The sequence below is a fragment of the Xanthomonas sp. WHRI 7064 genome (genome assembly GCF_040202355.2).
Classification (GTDB): domain Bacteria; phylum Pseudomonadota; class Gammaproteobacteria; order Xanthomonadales; family Xanthomonadaceae; genus Xanthomonas; species Xanthomonas arboricola.
This window is the reverse complement of record NZ_CP167821.1, coordinates 2,655,078-2,672,101: the sequence shown is the minus strand read 5'-3', so window position 1 is coordinate 2,672,101 and position 17,024 is coordinate 2,655,078. Positions and strand designations below refer to the sequence as shown.

General features: G+C 66.6%; 16 protein-coding genes. 13 read left to right on the top strand and 3 right to left on the bottom strand.

The genetic code is table 11. The features are described from left to right. The first annotated feature begins 42 nt into the window (after nt 1–42). A complete protein-coding gene (gene dksA, locus ABQY74_RS11525; RefSeq protein WP_102254286.1) occupies nt 43–1,086 on the top strand; it encodes an RNA polymerase-binding protein DksA in 1,044 nt (347 codons plus the stop codon). Between the two features lie 195 nt (nt 1,087–1,281). Here dksA and ABQY74_RS11520 read toward each other — a convergent pair whose 3' ends face one another. The 3 genes from ABQY74_RS11520 to cysS all read right to left on the bottom strand — a co-directional run bounded on the left by ABQY74_RS11520 (nt 1,282) and on the right by cysS (nt 4,684). After that, nucleotides 1,282–2,532, bottom strand: coding sequence for an MFS transporter (locus ABQY74_RS11520; RefSeq protein ID WP_349791483.1), 1,251 nt, complete (start codon nt 2,530–2,532; stop codon nt 1,282–1,284). Beyond that, nucleotides 2,529–2,966 carry a SufE family protein gene (locus ABQY74_RS11515; RefSeq protein WP_016903219.1) on the bottom strand — a complete coding sequence of 146 codons (438 nt, stop codon included), beginning with the start codon at nt 2,964–2,966 and terminating at the stop codon, nt 2,529–2,531. The genes ABQY74_RS11520 and ABQY74_RS11515 overlap by 4 nt, the downstream gene beginning before the upstream one ends. Nucleotides 2,967–3,259: 293 nt before the next feature. Continuing rightward, on the bottom strand, nt 3,260–4,684 hold the full coding sequence (gene cysS, locus ABQY74_RS11510; protein ID WP_349791482.1) for a cysteine--tRNA ligase: 1,425 nt from the start codon (nt 4,682–4,684) through the stop codon (nt 3,260–3,262). A 186-nt stretch (nt 4,685–4,870) separates the two neighbouring features. Here cysS and ABQY74_RS11505 point away from each other — a divergent pair, with 186 nt between their 5' ends. The 12 genes from ABQY74_RS11505 (at nt 4,871) to ABQY74_RS11450 (ending at nt 16,930) form a co-directional block, all read left to right on the top strand. Then, entirely contained in the window at nt 4,871–5,368 is a 498-nt protein-coding gene (locus ABQY74_RS11505; RefSeq protein ID WP_349792235.1) for a hypothetical protein, read from the top strand. Nucleotides 5,369–5,680: 312 nt separating this feature from the next. After that, the gene (locus tag ABQY74_RS11500) at nt 5,681–6,712 is read left to right on the top strand and encodes an N-acetylornithine carbamoyltransferase (protein WP_039526969.1); all 1,032 of its coding nucleotides are present in this window, start codon (nt 5,681–5,683) and stop codon (nt 6,710–6,712) included. A 52-nt stretch (nt 6,713–6,764) separates the two neighbouring features. Next, nucleotides 6,765–8,006 carry an argininosuccinate synthase gene (locus ABQY74_RS11495; RefSeq protein WP_349791480.1) on the top strand — a complete coding sequence of 414 codons (1,242 nt, stop codon included), beginning with the start codon at nt 6,765–6,767 and terminating at the stop codon, nt 8,004–8,006. A 337-nt stretch (nt 8,007–8,343) separates the two neighbouring features. Then, nucleotides 8,344–9,444, top strand: a complete 1,101-nt coding sequence (locus ABQY74_RS11490) for an acetylornithine deacetylase (protein WP_104573442.1) — start codon at nt 8,344–8,346, stop codon at nt 9,442–9,444. A gap of 48 nt (nt 9,445–9,492) precedes the next feature. After that, nucleotides 9,493–10,836: an acetylglutamate kinase gene (locus tag ABQY74_RS11485; RefSeq protein ID WP_046343012.1), complete on the top strand. Its 1,344-nt coding sequence runs from the start codon at nt 9,493–9,495 to the stop codon at nt 10,834–10,836. Nucleotides 10,837–10,841: 5 nt separating this feature from the next. After that, on the top strand, nt 10,842–11,453 hold the full coding sequence (locus ABQY74_RS11480; protein ID WP_104595253.1) for a GNAT family N-acetyltransferase: 612 nt from the start codon (nt 10,842–10,844) through the stop codon (nt 11,451–11,453). Then, nucleotides 11,450–12,400, top strand: coding sequence for an N-acetyl-gamma-glutamyl-phosphate reductase (gene argC, locus ABQY74_RS11475; RefSeq protein WP_102584710.1), 951 nt, complete (start codon nt 11,450–11,452; stop codon nt 12,398–12,400). Before ABQY74_RS11480 ends, argC begins: the two co-directional genes overlap by 4 nt. A 78-nt stretch (nt 12,401–12,478) precedes the next feature. After that, nucleotides 12,479–13,774, top strand: coding sequence for an argininosuccinate lyase (locus tag ABQY74_RS11470; protein WP_102584709.1), 1,296 nt, complete (start codon nt 12,479–12,481; stop codon nt 13,772–13,774). Continuing rightward, nucleotides 13,774–14,127, top strand: coding sequence for a cupin domain-containing protein (locus ABQY74_RS11465; protein ID WP_184229291.1), 354 nt, complete (start codon nt 13,774–13,776; stop codon nt 14,125–14,127). The genes ABQY74_RS11470 and ABQY74_RS11465 overlap by 1 nt, the downstream gene beginning before the upstream one ends. Then, entirely contained in the window at nt 14,127–14,387 is a 261-nt protein-coding gene (locus tag ABQY74_RS11460; protein WP_166768586.1) for a YciI family protein, read from the top strand. Before ABQY74_RS11465 ends, ABQY74_RS11460 begins: the two co-directional genes overlap by 1 nt. A 13-nt stretch (nt 14,388–14,400) precedes the next feature. After that, complete coding sequence (proB, locus tag ABQY74_RS11455; RefSeq protein ID WP_166768585.1) at nt 14,401–15,555, top strand: glutamate 5-kinase; 1,155 nt, start codon at nt 14,401–14,403, stop codon at nt 15,553–15,555. A gap of 130 nt (nt 15,556–15,685) precedes the next feature. Next, nucleotides 15,686–16,930 carry a glutamate-5-semialdehyde dehydrogenase gene (locus ABQY74_RS11450; RefSeq protein ID WP_349791475.1) on the top strand — a complete coding sequence of 415 codons (1,245 nt, stop codon included), beginning with the start codon at nt 15,686–15,688 and terminating at the stop codon, nt 16,928–16,930. The last annotated feature ends 94 nt before the right edge of the window (nt 16,931–17,024 follow it).

Below are 17,024 nucleotides of genomic sequence, written 5' to 3'. Positions count from 1 at the left end.
CCCGCTTTCCCGGGCCCCGGGGGAACCAAGGATGAGCGTTTCGTGGCTGCTAAAAAACCTGCAAAAAAGGCCGTAGAGGCCGCCAAGAAGTCCGCCAAACCCGTTGCGAAGAAGGCAGCGGCGCCCGCCGCTGCAAAACCGGCCGCCAAGCAGGTCAAGCCGGCTGCCAAGCAACCGGTTGCCAAGAAGGCAGCTGCGAGCAAGACCGCGGCCAAGCCGGCGCCGGTCGCCAAGACCGCAGCGTCCAAACCCGCGGCCGCCAAACCTGTAAAATCTCCTGTCGCCAAGAGTGCTGCCAAGCCGGCGGCGAACAAGGCAGCTCCGGCTGCCGCCAAACCGGCCGCCAAGCCGGTGGCGCCCAAGTCCGTACCGAAGCCGGCTACCAAGTCGACTCCGGCCAAGTCAGTCCCGGTCAAGGCTGAAAAGCCCGCGCCCGCACCGGCCTCCAAGGCCGTCCCTGCGAAGCCGGCAAAGCCTGCGACCCCGCCACTTAAGAATCCCGTGCCCGTTTCGAAATCTTCAGCAAAAACGCCAACCAAAACCGAAGCCCCCGCCAAGCCCGCCGCGACCCGTCCGGTCGGCAAGGTGGCCGTGGCCGTGACCTCCAAGCCGGCCAGCCCGACCCCCAAGACCAAGTACAAGGTGGTCGAGTACAAGACCGATGAAGCCACCGGTCGTCCGATCCTGCCGCAGGGCTACAAGCCTGCAGCCGATGAGGAGTACATGAGCAAGCTGCAGCAGGAGTACTTCCGTCAGCGTCTGCAGAGCTGGCGCAACGACCTGGTCGAAGAGTCCAAGCAGACCATCGAAAACCTGCGCGAAGAAGTGCGCGACATCGGCGACGAAGCCGAGCGTGCCACGCGCGAGACCGAGAACTCGCTGGAGCTGCGCACCCGCGACCGTCACCGCAAGCTGATCGGCAAGATCGACAGCACGCTCAAGCGTCTGGAAGACGGCGACTACGGCTACTGCGTGGACACCGGCGAAGAGATCGGCATCGACCGCCTGGAAGCGCGTCTGACCGCCGAGCGCACCATCGACGCCCAGGAGCGTTGGGAGCATCTGCAGAAGCAGCAGGGCGACTGATCGTTCGGCAAGCTTCAGGCCTTGTCCATCGACTGAAAGACCCCGCCATGTGCGGGGTTTTTTATGCGCATCGCGCAAGCGCAACGGGCGTTGCGGCCATCGACACGCCTGGCGCGTGTCGTGTTGCCAGGCATGTCGATTAGGTGATGTTGATCAGACCGGCGGGCACCGTCGCAGACCTCACTGCCGCAGACCTCACTGCAGGTCGCGCAGATCCAGCTTGCGCAGCTTGGGCGCCTTCCACGCGGTGGTGGCGACCACGCCCAGGGTCACGCAGCCGCCGATCACCACCGCCGGCACCAGGCCGACCAAGCGCGCCATCACGCCGTCGTAGAACGCACCCAGCTCGTTGGACGAGCCGATGAAGATGCCGTTGATCGACGACACCCGGCCGCGCATCGCATCGGGCGTGGCCAGCTGCAGGATGGTCTGGCGCACCACCACCGACACCCCGTCGCACATGCCGTAGACCAGCAGGATCGCCGCCGACAGCCAGAAGTGCCGCGACAGGCCGAAGGCGATCGTGCACAGCCCGAAGCCGGCCACCGACAGCATCAGGATGCGCCCGGCATTGCGCTGCAGCGGGTGCCGCGCCAGCCACACCCCGACCACGATCGAGCCCAGCGCCGGGGCGCCGCGCAGGATGCCCAGGCCTTCCGGGCCGTAATGCAGGATGTCGTGGATGAAGGCCGGCAGCATCGACACCGCGCCGCCCAGCAACACCGAGAACATGTCCAGCGCCATCGCGCCCAGCATGATCTGGTTGGACAGCACGAACTGCGCGCCTTCGGCGATGCTGCGGAAGATCGGCGCACGCGGGCCTGCGTTGACCGGCTCGCTGACACGCAGCAGCGCCAGCGCCAGGATCGCCACCAGCGCTACGCCGGCGGCCACGCCATAGGCCAGGCCCTTGCCGCCCCAGCCGACCAGTACGCCGCCCAGCGCCGGGCCGATCACCATGCCGGCCTGGAAGGTGACGCTGCCGATGCTGGCGCCGCGGGCGAACGCCTCGCGCGGCAGCGCACGTGCGAACAGCGCGTTATAGACCGGCGACAGGAACGAGCGCGCTGCACCGGTCAGTGCGATGGCCGCGTAGATCGGCCATACGCCCTGCACCGGCAGCCAGTCATGGGTGATGGCCAGCAGCAGCAGTGCGGTGGCGACCAGGCCCAGCACCGCGACCATGCCGAGGCGTCGGCGCGGCAGATGATCGACCAGATAGCCGGCAAACGGCGCGATGCAGAAGAACGGCAGGATCTCGGCCAGGCCGATCAGCCCGAGCGAGAGCGGATTGCGGGTGATCTCGTAGATATGCCAGCCGACCGTGACCGCGACGATCTGGTACGACAGCATCGCCGCCACGCGATATAGCAGCACCAGGCCGAAGCCGGGGTGGGCCAGCAGCGTACGCAGCGAAGCGGCAGGCGAGGGCGTCGGCGTGCTCACTGCTGGGCGCGGGCGGTGTCGCGGATGAAGGCCAGCATTGCCGCCACGCCGTTGCTGCGGGTCGGCGACAGATGCTTGGCCAGCCCGATGCCGGCGATGTAGTCCGGCTCGGTGGCCAGGATCTCCTGCGCGCTACGCCCGGAGTACACGCGCAAGGCTAGGTAGATCAACCCGGAGACGATCGCCGAGTCGCTGACGGCGTGGAAGTCCAGCCGCTCGGCATTGCCCTCGGGCACGATCCACACCATCGACTGGCAGCCATGCAGGCGGTGTTCTTCGGTCTTCCACTGTTCGGGGAAGCTGGGCAGCTTGCGGCCCAGGTCGATCAGGTACTGGTAGCGCTCGGACCAGTCGCCGAAGAAGGAAAACTCCTCGGCAATGGCGGCCTGTGCGTCGACGGCAGTGGGTTCAAGCGGGAAGGGGGTGGTGGTCATCAAAAAATCCAGAATCGGTCGGTAATAGCGCTGCCCGGCGACACCGCAATGGTGCCCCTTTCCCGCCGGGGCGAGAAGGCGCGGTTTGCGCGCCATGGGCGCGCGTGCCTTGAAGCGCCCGCGCCGCCAGCGCGGGCCGGGGCGCGGAGGTTGGGATGAGGGTACGGGCGAAGCCTCGCTGGAATTCGATGCGGGTGGCTTCGCTCTTACCGCAAGGAAGGTGCATGTGGCTGCGCTCGCACCCTGATCCGCCCCTGCGGGGCACCTTCCCCCAAAGGGAGAAGGGAGGAGAGTCATGCGCGCTTCCAGCGCACGCCTTGCGGGGTGTCTTCCAGCACGATGCCTTCGTCGGCCAGCTGCGTGCGGATGGCGTCGGCGCGGGCGAAGTCCCTGGCTTTCTTGGCGGCATTGCGTTCTTCGACCAGCGCCGTGATGCGCGCATCGTCGCCGGCGTCGGTGCCGCGCGAGAACCAGGCGGCCGGGTCCTGCTGCAGCAAGCCCAGTGCCTGGCCTGCGCCGAGCAACCGCGACTTCAGCCCGGACAGCGCGGCAACCGCTGCTGATGCGTCGCTGCCCTGTGCGAGTTGTGTGCGCAACGCGCGGGCCTCGGAGGCAATGCTGGCGATGACCGACAGCGCAAGCGGGGTGTTGAGGTCGTCGTCGAGCGCGGCTTCCACCTCGTCGGGAATCGTGGCCGGCTGCACGGGGGCGATCCCGGCAGCGTGTTCGGCCGCGGCCAGGTCGCGCAAGGTGCCGTAGAGCCGGTCCAGCGTGTTCTTGGCCTGTTCGATCAGGCCATCGGACCAGTCCAGCGGCTGCCGGTAATGCGCGCTCAGCAGCGCGTAACGCAGCGCCTCGGGCGGGTGCCGGGCGATCAGGTCGTGCACGGTCTCGATGTTGCCCAGCGACTTGCTCATCTTGGCGCCGCTGAAGTTGAGCATGCCGTTGTGCAGCCAGAACCGCGCGAACGTGGCCCCGCCATGCGCGCATTCGCTCTGCGCGATCTCGTTCTCGTGATGCGGGAACTGCAGGTCCACGCCGCCGGCATGGATGTCGATGGTCGGGCCCAGGTGCGCGGCAGCCATCGCCGAGCATTCGATATGCCAGCCCGGGCGGCCGCGGCCCCAGGGCGAGTCCCAGCCGGGCAGCTCGTCGCTGGAGGGCTTCCACAGCACGAAGTCGCCGGGGTCGCGCTTGTACGGCGCCACGTCCACGCGCGCGCCGGCCAGCATTTCGTCCGGATCGCGGCGCGAGAGCTTGCCGTAGTGCTCGAAGCTGGCCACCGCGAACAGCACATGGCCTTCGGCGGCATAGGCATGTCCGTTGGCAATCAACTGCTCGATCATCGCCACGATCTGCGGGATATGCGCGGTCGCTTCCGGTTCGATGTCCGGCGGCTGCACGCCGAGCGCGGCCATGTCCTGGCGGTAGATCGCGGCGAAGCGGTCGGTGATGGTCGAGATCGGCACGCCCTGCGCCTGCGCGGCGGCGTTGATCTTGTCGTCCACGTCGGTGATGTTGCGCGCGTAGCGCAGCGCGCCGTAGCGCCGGCGCAGCAGGGCGGCCAGCACATCGAACACGACCGGGCCGCGGGCGTTGCCGATATGCGCGTAGTTGTAGACGGTGGGGCCGCACACATACAGGGTGGGGCTGGACGGATCGAGCGGTGCGAACGGCTCGACCCGCCGCGTCAGGTTGTTGTGCAGGCGCAGGCTCATCGGCATCTGAAAAAGGATAACCGGGCGATTCTAGCCGGTCGCGGCGATGTGGCGAACCAACCGCACGCGCGCAGCAGCGCCGGTGACCGGATGGGCTGCGTTCAGCCCAAGGGATCGCAAGCTCCATACACTTACGTATTGCCTGGCTGCGCCCTCCTGGTACTGATGCGACCTTCCCCGTTCTTCCTGCTGCTCTTTGTGTTCGCCTGGCAGGCATCGTCAGCGCACGCGGCGGAAACCGATCCCAAGAACCGGGTGGTGGTGATCGAGAACGTGAAGCTGGATTACGCGCAGGTGCTCAATGTCGAGCCGGTCTATCAGACCCTGCGTGCCACCCGCATGGAGGAACAGTGCGAGGCCGAGCAGGTCGCGCCGGTGGCAGCGGCACCGGTCGAGGACGAAGGCCGTATCAACCGGATGGTGGATTCGGTCAAGGAGATGTTCTCCCGTCGCCCCGAGCCGGCGTCCGTGCCGATGGCGGTGCCGCCGACCAGCACACGGCGCAACTGCCGGGTGGTGGAAGTGCCGCGCGAGTTCCGGCGGCCGATCGCCTTCGATGTGGATTACGTCTACAAGGGCACCAAGTACCGTTCGCGGCTGCCGGAAGACCCGGGTAACCGGCTGCGCGTCCGCGTGTCGGTCACCCCCTACATCCCCGACGCCATCGTCGCGCCGCCGCGCTGAGCCGCGCGGCGGTTGCGCCGTGCCCGCATGCATGCGAGGATTCGCGCCCTATGTACGCAAACGCCTTTCAGCACGACACCAGCGCCGCCCGGATGGCCTCCGGCATGACCTCGCGTGCCCGCCGACCGGAATCCCACATTTTCGCTGGGTAACCGGAGCGTTTTGCTGTTCCGCCGTTGAAAACCCAGCCCGCAGGCTGGGTTTTTTCGTTTTGACGTCACAAAAGTTTCAACCGCAAGAAACGCGCATGTCGCGCACCCCGCCGCTCCTGGCGGACCACGCAGCAGAAGCACGCAGCACAAGGATCGATCGATGTCACTGAAGCACTTCTTGAACACCCAGGACTGGAGCCGCGCCGAACTGGACGCGCTGTTGACCCAGGCCGCGTTGTTCAAACGCAACAAGCTGGGAAGCGAGCTGAAGGGCAAGTCGATCGCGCTGGTGTTCTTCAACCCGTCCATGCGCACCCGCACCAGCTTCGAGCTGGGCGCGTTCCAGCTGGGCGGGCATGCGGTGGTGCTGCAGCCGGGCAAGGACGCCTGGCCGATCGAGTTCAATCTGGGCACGGTGATGGATGGCGACACCGAAGAGCACATCGCCGAAGTGGCGCGGGTGCTGGGCCGTTATGTCGACCTGATCGGCGTGCGCGCGTTCCCGAAGTTCGTCGACTGGTCCAAGGACCGCGAGGACCAGGTGCTCAGGAGCTTTGCCAAGTATTCGCCGGTACCGGTGATCAACATGGAGACCATCACCCACCCGTGCCAGGAGCTGGCGCACGCGATGGCGTTGCAGGAACACTTCGGCACCCAGGATCTGCGCGGCAAGAAGTACGTGCTGACCTGGACCTATCACCCCAAGCCGTTGAACACCGCGGTGGCCAATTCCGCGCTGACGATCGCCACCCGCATGGGCATGGACGTGACCCTGCTGTGCCCGACGCCGGACTACATCCTGGACCCGCGCTACATGGACTGGGCAGCGCAGAACGTGGCCGAAAGCGGCGGCTCGCTGCAGGTCAGCCACGACATCGACAGCGCCTACGCCGGTGCCGACGTGGTGTATGCCAAGAGCTGGGGCGCGTTGCCGTTCTTCGGCAACTGGGAGCCGGAAAAGCCGATCCGCGACCAGTACCAGCACTTCATCGTCGACGAACGCAAGATGGCGCTGACCAACAACGGCGTGTTCTCGCACTGCCTGCCGCTGCGTCGCAACGTCAAGGCCACCGACGCGGTGATGGATTCGCCCAACTGCATCGCCATCGATGAAGCCGAGAATCGCCTGCATGTGCAGAAGGCGATCATGGCGGCGCTCGCTTCGCAAGCGGGAATCGGTAATCGGGAATAGAGAATCGCAACAGCAAGAACGTTGATCCCCACTTTTACGTACCAAGGAAACAATGATGAGCACTGCTTCCACCATTCCCGATTCCCAACTCCCGATTTCTGGCAGCAAGAAGGACATCGTCCTGGCGTTCTCCGGTGGCCTGGATACCAGCTTCTGCATTCCGTATCTGCAGGCGCAGGGCTATGCGGTGCACACCGTGTTTGCCGATACCGGCGGGGTGGATGCCGAGGAGCGTGATTTCATCGAAAAGCGCGCGGCCGAACTCGGTGCCGCCAGCCATGTCACCGTCGATGGCGGTCCGGCCATCTGGCAGGGCTTCGTCAAGCCGTTCGTGTGGGCGGGTGAGGGCTATCAGGGCCAGTATCCGTTGCTGGTGTCCGACCGTTACCTGATCGTCGATGCCGCGCTCAAGCGCGCCGAGGAACTGGGCACGCGCAGTATCGCGCACGGTTGCACCGGCATGGGCAACGACCAGGTGCGTTTCGACCTGGCAGTGAAGGCGCTGGGCGATTACCAGATCGTGGCGCCGATCCGGGAGATCCAGAAGGAGCACACCCAGACCCGTGCCTACGAGCAGAAGTACCTGGAAGAGCGCGGCTTCGGCGTGCGCGCCAAGCAGCAGGCCTACACCATCAACGAGAACCTGCTCGGGCTGACCATGTCCGGCGGCGAGATCGACCGTTGGGAAGCGCCGGGCGAGGGTGCGCGTGGCTGGTGCGCGCCGCGCAGCGAGTGGCCGGCCGAGGCGCTGACCGTCACCCTGAAATTCGTCGAAGGCGAGGCCGTTGAACTCAACGGCAAGGCGCTGCCGGGCGAGCAGATCCTGGCCCAGCTCAACAAGCTGTTCGCGCCCTACGGCGTGGGCCGTGGCGTCTATACCGGCGATACCGTGATCGGGTTGAAGGGCCGCATCGTGTTCGAAGCGCCGGGCCTGATCTCGCTGCTGACCGCGCACCGCGCGCTGGAAGATGCGGTGCTGACCAAGCAGCAGAACCGCTTCAAGCCGGATGTGGCGCGCAAGTGGGTGGAGCTGGTGTACGAAGGCTTCTATCACGATCCGCTCAAGACCGACATCGAGGCATTCCTGAAGTCGTCGCAGGCCAAGGTCAACGGTGAAGTCACGCTGGAAACCCGCGGTGGCCGCGTCGATGCGGTGGCGGTGCGTTCGCCGCACCTGCTCAACACCAAGGGCGCCACCTATGCGCAGTCGGCCGACTGGGGCGTGGAAGAGGCGGAAGGCTTCATCAAGCTGTTCGGGATGAGCTCGACGCTGTATGCCCAGGTGAATCGCTGAAGTTTCAGGGCACGTATGCAAAGCCCCTCTCCCCCGGAGCGAGAAGGCACGGCTGACGCGCCGCTGGCGCGCGTGCCTTGGAGCGCCCGCGCCGCAAGCGCGGGCCGGGGCGCGGAGCGGGGGTTGGGGCGAGGGTTGGGGCGAGGGTACGAGCGAAGCTCCCGCAGGGTGCGGTGCACTCGGCTTCGCCCGTCCCCTCATCCGCCCCTTTGGGGCACCTTCTCCCGGCGGGAGAAGGGTGGCCTGGATGCGCTGTAGACGTTGTTCGCGCAGCCTCGCACCACGGTGCAGTTGTGACTTTTGTTAGCCGCCACTTCGGACCATTGATCAAACCGACATGACCGATCTACTCGCCTCCACCCTCGAACACCTGGAACAGCTGGTGTCCTTCGACACCCGCAATCCGCCGCGGGCGATCGCTGCCGAGGGCGGCATCTTCGATTATCTGCGCGCGCAGCTGCCCGGTTTCCAGGTCGAGGTGATCGACCACGGTGCCGGTGCGGTCAGCTTGTATGCGGTGCGCGGCACGCCCAGCTACCTGTTCAACGTGCATCTGGACACGGTGCCGGATTCGCCGCACTGGAGCGCCGATCCGCACGTGATGCGGCGTACCGACGATCGCGTGATCGGCCTGGGCGTCTGCGACATCAAGGGTGCGGCGGCGGCGCTGGTGGCGGCGGCCAATGCCGGGCAGGGCGATGCGGCCTTCCTGTTTTCTTCCGACGAGGAGGCCAACGACCCGCGTTGCATCGCCGCGTTCCTGGCGCGCGGCGTGCCGTATGAGGCGGTGCTGGTTGCCGAGCCGACCATGAGCGAGGCAGTGCTGGCGCATCGCGGCATCAGCTCGGTACTGATGCAGTTTGCCGGGCGTGCCGGGCATGCCTCGGGCAAGCAGGATCCATCCGCCAGTGCGTTGCATCAGGCGATGCGCTGGGGCGGCAGGGCGCTGGACCATGTCGAGTCGCTGGCGCATGCGCGCTTCGGCGGCCTGACCGGCCTGCGCTTCAACATCGGTCGGGTCGAGGGCGGCATCAAGGCCAACATGATCGCGCCGGCGGCCGAGCTGCGTTTCGGCTTTCGTCCGCTGCCGTCGATGGACGTGGATGGCTTGCTGGCGACGTTTGCCGGGTTTGCCGATCCACACGCAGCGCATTTTGAAGAAACCTTCCGCGGCCCCAGCCTGCCGTCCGGCGATATCGCGCGGGCCGAGGAACGCCGCCTGGCCGCCCGCGATGTGGCCGATGCGCTGGACCTGCCGATCGGCAATGCAGTGGATTTCTGGACCGAGGCCTCGCTGTTTTCGGCCGGCGGTTACACCGCCCTGGTCTATGGCCCCGGCGATATCGCCCAGGCGCACACCGCCGACGAGTTCGTAACGCTTGCGCAGCTGCAGCGTTACGCCGAGTCGGTACATCGCATCATCAACGGCTCAAACTGAAGCCGCGTTCCGCGCCTGGCGCGGCCACTCCTCTCTTCGATCACGGCAATGTCCCTCTCCGCACAGCCCCACAAACAGACCCGCCAGACCATCGTGCGCCTGCTTTCGAGCATGGCCAGCGCCAAGGAAATCAGCCAGTACCTCAAGCGTTTTTCACAGCTGGATGCCAAACGCTTTGCGGTGGTCAAGGTGGGCGGCGCGGTGCTGCGCGACGACCTGGACGCGCTGACCTCGTCGCTGTCGTTCCTGCAGGAAGTGGGGCTGACCCCGATCGTGCTGCATGGCGCCGGCCCGCAGCTGGATGCCGAACTGTCGGCGGCCGGTATCGAGAAGCGCACCGTCAACGGCCTGCGGGTGACCTCGCCGGAAGCGCTGGCGATCGTGCGCAAGGTGTTCCAGGCCTCCAACCTCAAGCTGGTCGAGGCGCTGCAGCAGAACGGTGCGCGTGCGACCTCGATCACCGGCGGCGTATTCGAAGCGCAGTATCTGGACCGCGACACCTACGGCCTGGTCGGTGAGGTCAAGGCGGTCAACCTGGCGCCGATCGAAGCCAGCCTGCAGGCCGGCTCGATCCCGGTGATCACCAGCCTGGGCGAGACGCCGAGCGGGCAGATCCTCAACGTCAACGCGGATTTTGCCGCCAACGAGCTGGTGCAGGAGCTGCAGCCGTACAAGATCATCTTCCTCACCGGCACCGGCGGCCTGCTGGATGCCGATGGCAAGGTCATCGACTCGATCAACCTGTCCACCGAGTTCGACCACCTGATGCAGCAGCCGTGGATCAACGGCGGCATGCGGGTGAAGATCGAACAGATCAAGGATCTGCTCGACCGCCTGCCGCTGGAGTCGTCGGTGTCGATCACCCGGCCGGCCGATCTGGCCAAGGAACTGTTCACCCACAAGGGCTCGGGCACGCTGGTGCGGCGCGGCGAGCGCGTGTTACGTGCGACCTCCTGGGACGAACTGGACCTGCCGCGGCTCAGGACCCTGATCGAATCCAGCTTTGGCCGCACGCTGGTGCCCGATTACTTCAGCAACACCAAGTTGCTGCGCGCCTATGTCAGCGAGAACTACCGCGCCGCGGTGATCCTCACCGACGAGGGCATGCTGGGTGCAAGCGCGCTGATCTACCTGGACAAGTTCGCCGTGCTCGACGACGCCCAGGGCGAAGGCCTGGGCCGTGCAGTGTGGAACGTGATGCGCGAGGAAACCCCGCAGTTGTTCTGGCGCTCGCGTCACAACAACCAGGTCAACATTTTCTACTACGCCGAGTCCGACGGCTGCATCAAGCAGGAAAAGTGGAAGGTGTTCTGGTACGGGCTGGAGAACTTCGAGCAGATCCAGCACTGCGTGGCGCATTGCGCGACGCGCCAGCCGACGCTGCTGGGCTGAGTACGATGGCGCCCGTCGCATTGCCAGCGCTTTGGCGCGAGCTGCCCACGCTGCGCGGGCAACACGCAACACTGGAACCATTGCAGGCTGCGCATGCCGATGGTCTGCGCGCTGCGCTGGGCGATGGGGCCTTGTCGCGGCTGTGGTACACCGGCGTGCCGGCACCGGCGCAGGTGGACGACTACGTGGGCGCGGCCTTGGATGCGCAAGCCGACGGGCGGGTGCTGCCTTACGTGGTACGCGATGCGGCCGGCGAGGTCGTCGGCTGCACACGCTATTACGGGCTGGATGCGACAGTGCCCAAGCTGTCGATCGGCTACACCTGGTACGCGCCGCGCGTGCAGCGCAGCGGCGTCAATACCGACACCAAGCGGATGCTGCTGCAGCACGCCTTCGAGACGCTGGGCTGCCTGAGCGTGGTGTTCGAGACCAGTTGGTTCAATCACACCTCGCGCGCGGCGATTGCGCGGCTCGGTGCAAAGCAGGACGGCGTGCTGCGCAATTACACCCGTCACCCTGACGGCACGCCGCGCGACACCGTGGTGTTCTCCATCATCGATACGGAATGGGCCGGGGTCAAACGCCACCTGCAGTTCCGCCTGGAAGCAAACGCATGACTGTTCAAACAACCACCATTGGCATCGTCGGGGCCCGCGGGCATACCGGATCGGAATTGATCAAGCTGGTGGCAGCACACCCGCATCTGCAGCTGCTGTTCGTGTCCTCGCGCGAGCTGGCCGGGCAACCGGTGGCCGAGCACAACGCGGCGTATCGCGGTGAGCTGCGCTACGAGAGCCTGGATGCCGATGCGGTGGCCGCCAAGGCCGCCGACGTGGTGATCCTGGCATTGCCCAACGGCAAGGCCGAGCCCTTCGTCGCGGCGATCGATGCGGCCAGGCCGCAGACGCTGCTGATCGATCTGTCGGCCGATTACCGCTTCGATCCGGCCTGGTATTACGGGCTGCCGGAGCTGACGCGCGGCAGCTACGCCGGACAGCGCCGCATCAGCAATCCGGGCTGCTATGCCACCGCAATGCAGCTGACGATTGCGCCCTTGCTCGACCAACTGGCCGGCCCGCCGCAGTGTTTCGGCGTGTCCGGGTATTCCGGCGCGGGCACCACGCCGTCGGACAAGAACAACCCCGAGCTGCTGGCCGATAACCTGATGCCGTATGCGCTGACCAACCACATGCACGAGCGCGAAGTCTCTGCGCAACTCGGGGTGCCGGTGGAGTTCATGCCGCATGTTGCGCCGCATTTCCGTGGCATCACCATGACCGTCAACCTGTGGCTGCAGCAAGCGCTGACGCGCGAGCAGGTCCAGGCGCGCTACACGCAGCGTTACGCCGACGAGCCGTTGATCGAGATCGTCGATGAAGCGCCGTGGGTCAGCCGCATCGCCGGCAGGCATGGCGTGCAGATCGGCGGCGTGACGCTGGCGCCGGGCAACAAGCGCGTGGTGGTGGTGGCAACGTTGGACAACCTGCTCAAGGGCGCGGCGACGCAGGCGATGCAGAATCTCAACCTGGCATTGGGCTGGGACGAATTGACTGCGATTGGCTGATGAGGCGAGTCCCTCGCAGGAATCCGCACATCCTTGTGCGGGGATTTAACTGGACGACTTATTTCGAGACGCTTTCCGATGACCAATCTGTTGTGGCAAAAACCCGGCGTGGCGGTGGACGCCAAGATCCAGAGCTTCCTGGCCGGCGACGACGTCATCCTGGACCGCGAGTTCTTCCTGTACGACATCGCTGCCAGCAAGGCGCATGCGCAGGGACTGCAGCACATCGGCATCCTGTCGCTGCAGGAGCTGGGCGGACTGAGCGAGCAGCTCGACCTGCTGGCGGCCGATTTCCGCAGTGGCGCGTTCGTGCTGGACGAGCGCTACGAGGATTGCCATTCGGCGATCGAGGCGCGCCTGACCGAACGGCTGGGCGATGCCGGCCGCAAGATCCACACCGGGCGCAGCCGTAACGACCAGATCCTGGTCGCCACGCGCCTGTGGTTGAAGGACAAGCTGCAACGCGTGGCCGAGCTCGGCGCGGAGATCGCCAAGGTGGCGCTGGACCGCGCGCAGGCAGAGGCCACGTTGCCGGTGCCGGGCTATACGCATATCCAGCGTGCGGTGGTGTCTTCGGCCGGCATGTGGTGGGCGGGCTGGGCAGAGGCCTTTATCGACGACGCGGTGCGTGCGGCCGATACCTTGCGCCTGGTGGACAGCAATCCGCTCGGCACCGCCGCCGGTTACGGCGTCAACCTGCCGCTGGACCGTGCGCATACCACTGCCGAGCTGGGCTTTGCACGCCTGCAGGTGTCGCCGATCTATGCGCAGCTCTCGCGTGGCAAGTACGAACTGGCTGCGCTCGAGGCGCTTGGCAGCGCGACGCTGGACCTGCGCCGGATCGCCTGGGATCTGTCGTTGTTCACCAGCGGCGAGTTCGCCTTCGTCGCGTTGCCGGCGCAATACACCACCGGCAGCTCGATCATGCCGAACAAGCGCAACCCCGACGTGATCGAACTGATGCGTGCCACCCACGCCAGCGTGGCCGCCGCGCGGACCGAGATCGAACAGCTGCTGTCGCTGCCATCGGGCTATCACCGCGACCTGCAGAGCAGCAAGGGCGCCATCGTGCACGGCTTCGGGCGCGGCCTGGCGGCGCTGGAACTGCTGCCGGCCCTGCTGGCCAATCTGGAATGGCGCCCGGACAAGCTGCGTGCGGCGATCGATTCGGGCATGTACGCCACCGACGTGGCGGTGGAAGCGGCGGTTGCCGGCGTGCCGTTCCGCGAGGCCTACAAGGCGGCCGCGGAATCGGCCGACACCGCAGGGCAGGGGCGCACGCCGGAAGGTAGCCTGGCCGCCCGCGTCTCGCCAGGCGCCGCCGCAGATCTGCAGCTGGACGTCCTGCGTGCCCGCTGGCAGGCGCTGCTCTGATGGCCGTGATCAGCACCGCCACCGCCGAGCATTACCCCTGGGGCGAAGCCAGCGACGGCTGGCACCTGTTGCGCGACCCCAACCTGAGCGTGCTCGAAGAGCACATGCCGCCCGGCGCGGCCGAGCTGCGTCACCGGCACAGCCGCGCGCGGCATTTTTTCTATGTGCTGGCCGGCGAGGTGATGCTGCAGCTGGATGGCGAGCAGCATGTGCTCGGGGTCGGGCAGGGCCTGCATGTGCCGCCCGGTTCCACCCATCAGATGCACAACCTGTCCGGGATGGAAGCGCGCTTTCTGGTGATTTCCACGCCGTTCGGCCGTAGCGAGGCAACACCCGACAAGGAGGCCGGCTGATGGCGACACGCTATCTGGTGCTGGCGATGCGCAAGCCGGATTTTCCGGCCGATGTGGTGCAGCCGCATCGCGCATTTCTCGACACACTGCGGGCGGCCGGGCAGCTGGAACTGACCGGCGGCTTCGGCGATGGCAGCGGTGGCGCGTACGTGTTGATCAACGTCGCCAGCCTGGAAGATGCGCAGCAGATCGTCGCGCGCGACCCATTGGCGCTGCGCGATGCCTCCACGCTGACCGTCCATGAGTGGAACACGCACTGAGCAGGTTGTCGCCATGAGCACGCCCATCGCCACTGCTGCGTCATTTACCGAGCAGGCGCTGCCGCCGTGGCGACGCGCGGTGCTCAAGGTCGGCAGCAGCCTGCTCGCCGCCGATGGCGGCGGCCTGTCGCCGCGCTTTGCGCTGGGGCTGGCGCAGTTCGTCTCGGCCAACCTGATGGCCGGGCGCGAGCTGGTGATCGTGTCGTCGGGCGCGGTGGCGGCCGGCCGCGCGATCCTGCCGAAGGCTGCCGAGGCCGGTGCGCCGATCGCCGCGCGCCAGGCGCTGGCTGCGCTGGGGCAGGCACAGTTGATCGCGCTCTGGCAGCGCTTTTTCGAGCGCCCGGTGGCGCAGGTGTTGCTCACCCACGACGACCTGCGTAACCGCCGCCGCTATCTCAACGCACGCGCCACCCTGGGCGAGTTGTTGCGGCTGGGCGCGTTGCCGGTGATCAACGAAAACGACACCGTGTCGGTGGACGAGCTCAAGCTGGGCGACAACGACAACCTGGCCGCGATCGTCGCCGCCCTGGTCGATGCCGATGCCTTGTTCATCGCCACCGATATCGATGGGTTGTACAGCGCCGACCCGCGCAGCAATCCGCTGGCGCGGCCGCTCGACGAGGTGGCCGAACTCACCGCCGAGGTGCTGGCGATGGCCGGCGGCAGCGGCAGCAGCGTGGGCACCGGCGGCATGCGCACCAAGCTGGAAGCCGCCGCAAAGGCCGGCGCGGCCGGCATCGAAACCTATCTGTTCAACGGCCGCAATGGCGATGTGGTGCGGGCACTGGCGCAGGATCGCCTGCACGGCACGCGTATCCACGCCGCACGCACGCGCATCGCCGCCCGCAAGTACTGGCTGCGGCACGCGCCGGTGGAAGCGGGCGCGATCCTGATCGATGCCGGTGCCGCCGCCGCACTGACCGACAAGGGCGCCTCGCTGCTACCGGGCGGCGTGGCCGGTGCGCAGGGCGATTTCCGGCGTGGCGACATGGTGGAGATCTACCTGCGCGATGACGCCGGCGAGCGCTGCCTGGCACGTGGCGTCAGCCAGTACTCGGCGCTGGATATCCGCCGCATCGCCCGCCGCCACTCCCGCGAGATCGAGCCCGTGCTCGGTTACAGCTACGGCGAGAATGTGGTGCATCGCGATGATTTGGTGCTTTTGTAGCGGGGAATCGAGAATCGGGAATGGGGAATCGCAAGAGCGTTTCCAGCCAACTTTCCCGCTGCCGATTCCGTCGCAGTAAAGTGATGGCGCGCGCTTTTACCATTCCCGATTCCCCACTCCCGATTCCACAATGACCATCAAAACCCTAGCCCTGCAATGCCGTGATGCCGCGCAAGTGCTGTCGCAACTGTCCGCGTCTGCCAAGCAGGCCTTGCTGGAGGCGATGGCGGCCGCGCTGGAACAGGATGCGGCGGTGATCCTGGCGGCCAATGCGCGCGATCTGGAGGCGGCGCGTGCGAAGGGCGTGGGGACGGCGATGCTGGATCGTCTGGCGCTGGACGACAGGCGCCTGGCCGGCATCGCCGCCGCGCTGCGCGAGGTGGCGCAACTGCCCGATCCGGTCGGCCAGGTCACGCGTGAGGACGTTCGCCCCAATGGGATCGTCGTGCAGAAGGTGCGCGTGCCGCTGGGGGTGATCGCGATGATCTATGAAGCGCGCCCGAATGTGACCGCCGATGCGGCAGCGCTGTGCATCAAGGCCGGCAATGGCGTGATCCTGCGTGGCGGCTCGGAAGCGATCCACTCCAACACCGCAATTGCGCGCACCCTGCAGCGTGCCTTGCGCGAGGCCGGCGTGCCGGAAGCGGCGTTGACGCTGGTCGAGGATCTGCGCCGCGAGACCATGCTGGAGCTGCTGCAACTCAGCGACATCGTCGATCTGGCGATTCCGCGTGGTGGCGAAGGGCTGATCCGCTTCGTTGCCGAGCATGCGCGCGTGCCGGTGATCAAGCATTACAAGGGCGTGTGCCATCTGTTCGTGGATGCATCGGCGGACGTAGACCTGGCCGTGCGTCTATTGGTCGATGGCAAGGCCAGCCGGCCCTCGGCCTGCAATGCGCTGGAGACCTTGCTGGTGCATGCCGACATCGCTGCGCGCTTTCTGCCGCTGGCCGCGCAGGCCCTGCGCGAGCGCAAGGTGGAGCTGCGCGGCGATGCGGCAACGCGCACACTGTTGCCCGACGTCGCAGCTGCCAGCGATGACGACTACGCCGCCGAATTCCTCGATCTGATCCTGGCCATCCGCGTGGTGCCGGATCTGGACACCGCGCTGGCGCATATCCGCCAGTACGGCTCGGACCACACCGAAGTGATCGCCACGCAGGATGCTGCCAATGCCGAGCAGTTCGTGCAGTCGCTGCGCTCGGCGGTGGTGATGGTCAACGCCTCCTCGCGTTTCTCCGACGGCGGCGAGCTCGGCCTGGGTGCGGAGATCGGCATCTCCACCACGCGCCTGCATTCCTACGGCCCGATGGGTCTGGAGGCGCTGACCGTGGAGCGCTTCGTGGTGCGTGGCGAGGGCCAGGTACGGCACTGATCGGCGATACGCAGGCCAGCCACCCGGCCACCCCGACCTACCCGGCAACCACGACCTTTGACACTCCCCCGGCAGGCCGCGCTCTGCCTACAGT

What these genes read in the sequence shown, in the direction of transcription:
- ABQY74_RS11515 (WP_016903219.1), bottom strand. Translation starts at nt 2,966, where the DNA reads ATGACCACCACCCCCTTCCCGCTTGAACCCACTGCCGTCGACGCACAG.
- cysS (WP_349791482.1), bottom strand. Translation starts at nt 4,684, where the DNA reads ATGAGCCTGCGCCTGCACAACAACCTGACGCGGCGGGTCGAGCCGTTC.
- ABQY74_RS11500 (WP_039526969.1), top strand. Translation starts at nt 5,681, where the DNA reads ATGTCACTGAAGCACTTCTTGAACACCCAGGACTGGAGCCGCGCCGAA.
- ABQY74_RS11495 (WP_349791480.1), top strand. Translation starts at nt 6,765, where the DNA reads ATGATGAGCACTGCTTCCACCATTCCCGATTCCCAACTCCCGATTTCT.
- ABQY74_RS11490 (WP_104573442.1), top strand. Translation starts at nt 8,344, where the DNA reads ATGACCGATCTACTCGCCTCCACCCTCGAACACCTGGAACAGCTGGTG.
- ABQY74_RS11485 (WP_046343012.1), top strand. Translation starts at nt 9,493, where the DNA reads ATGTCCCTCTCCGCACAGCCCCACAAACAGACCCGCCAGACCATCGTG.
- ABQY74_RS11480 (WP_104595253.1), top strand. Translation starts at nt 10,842, where the DNA reads ATGGCGCCCGTCGCATTGCCAGCGCTTTGGCGCGAGCTGCCCACGCTG.
- argC (WP_102584710.1), top strand. Translation starts at nt 11,450, where the DNA reads ATGACTGTTCAAACAACCACCATTGGCATCGTCGGGGCCCGCGGGCAT.
- ABQY74_RS11470 (WP_102584709.1), top strand. Translation starts at nt 12,479, where the DNA reads ATGACCAATCTGTTGTGGCAAAAACCCGGCGTGGCGGTGGACGCCAAG.
- ABQY74_RS11465 (WP_184229291.1), top strand. Translation starts at nt 13,774, where the DNA reads ATGGCCGTGATCAGCACCGCCACCGCCGAGCATTACCCCTGGGGCGAA.
- ABQY74_RS11460 (WP_166768586.1), top strand. Translation starts at nt 14,127, where the DNA reads ATGGCGACACGCTATCTGGTGCTGGCGATGCGCAAGCCGGATTTTCCG.
- proB (WP_166768585.1), top strand. Translation starts at nt 14,401, where the DNA reads ATGAGCACGCCCATCGCCACTGCTGCGTCATTTACCGAGCAGGCGCTG.
- ABQY74_RS11450 (WP_349791475.1), top strand. Translation starts at nt 15,686, where the DNA reads ATGACCATCAAAACCCTAGCCCTGCAATGCCGTGATGCCGCGCAAGTG.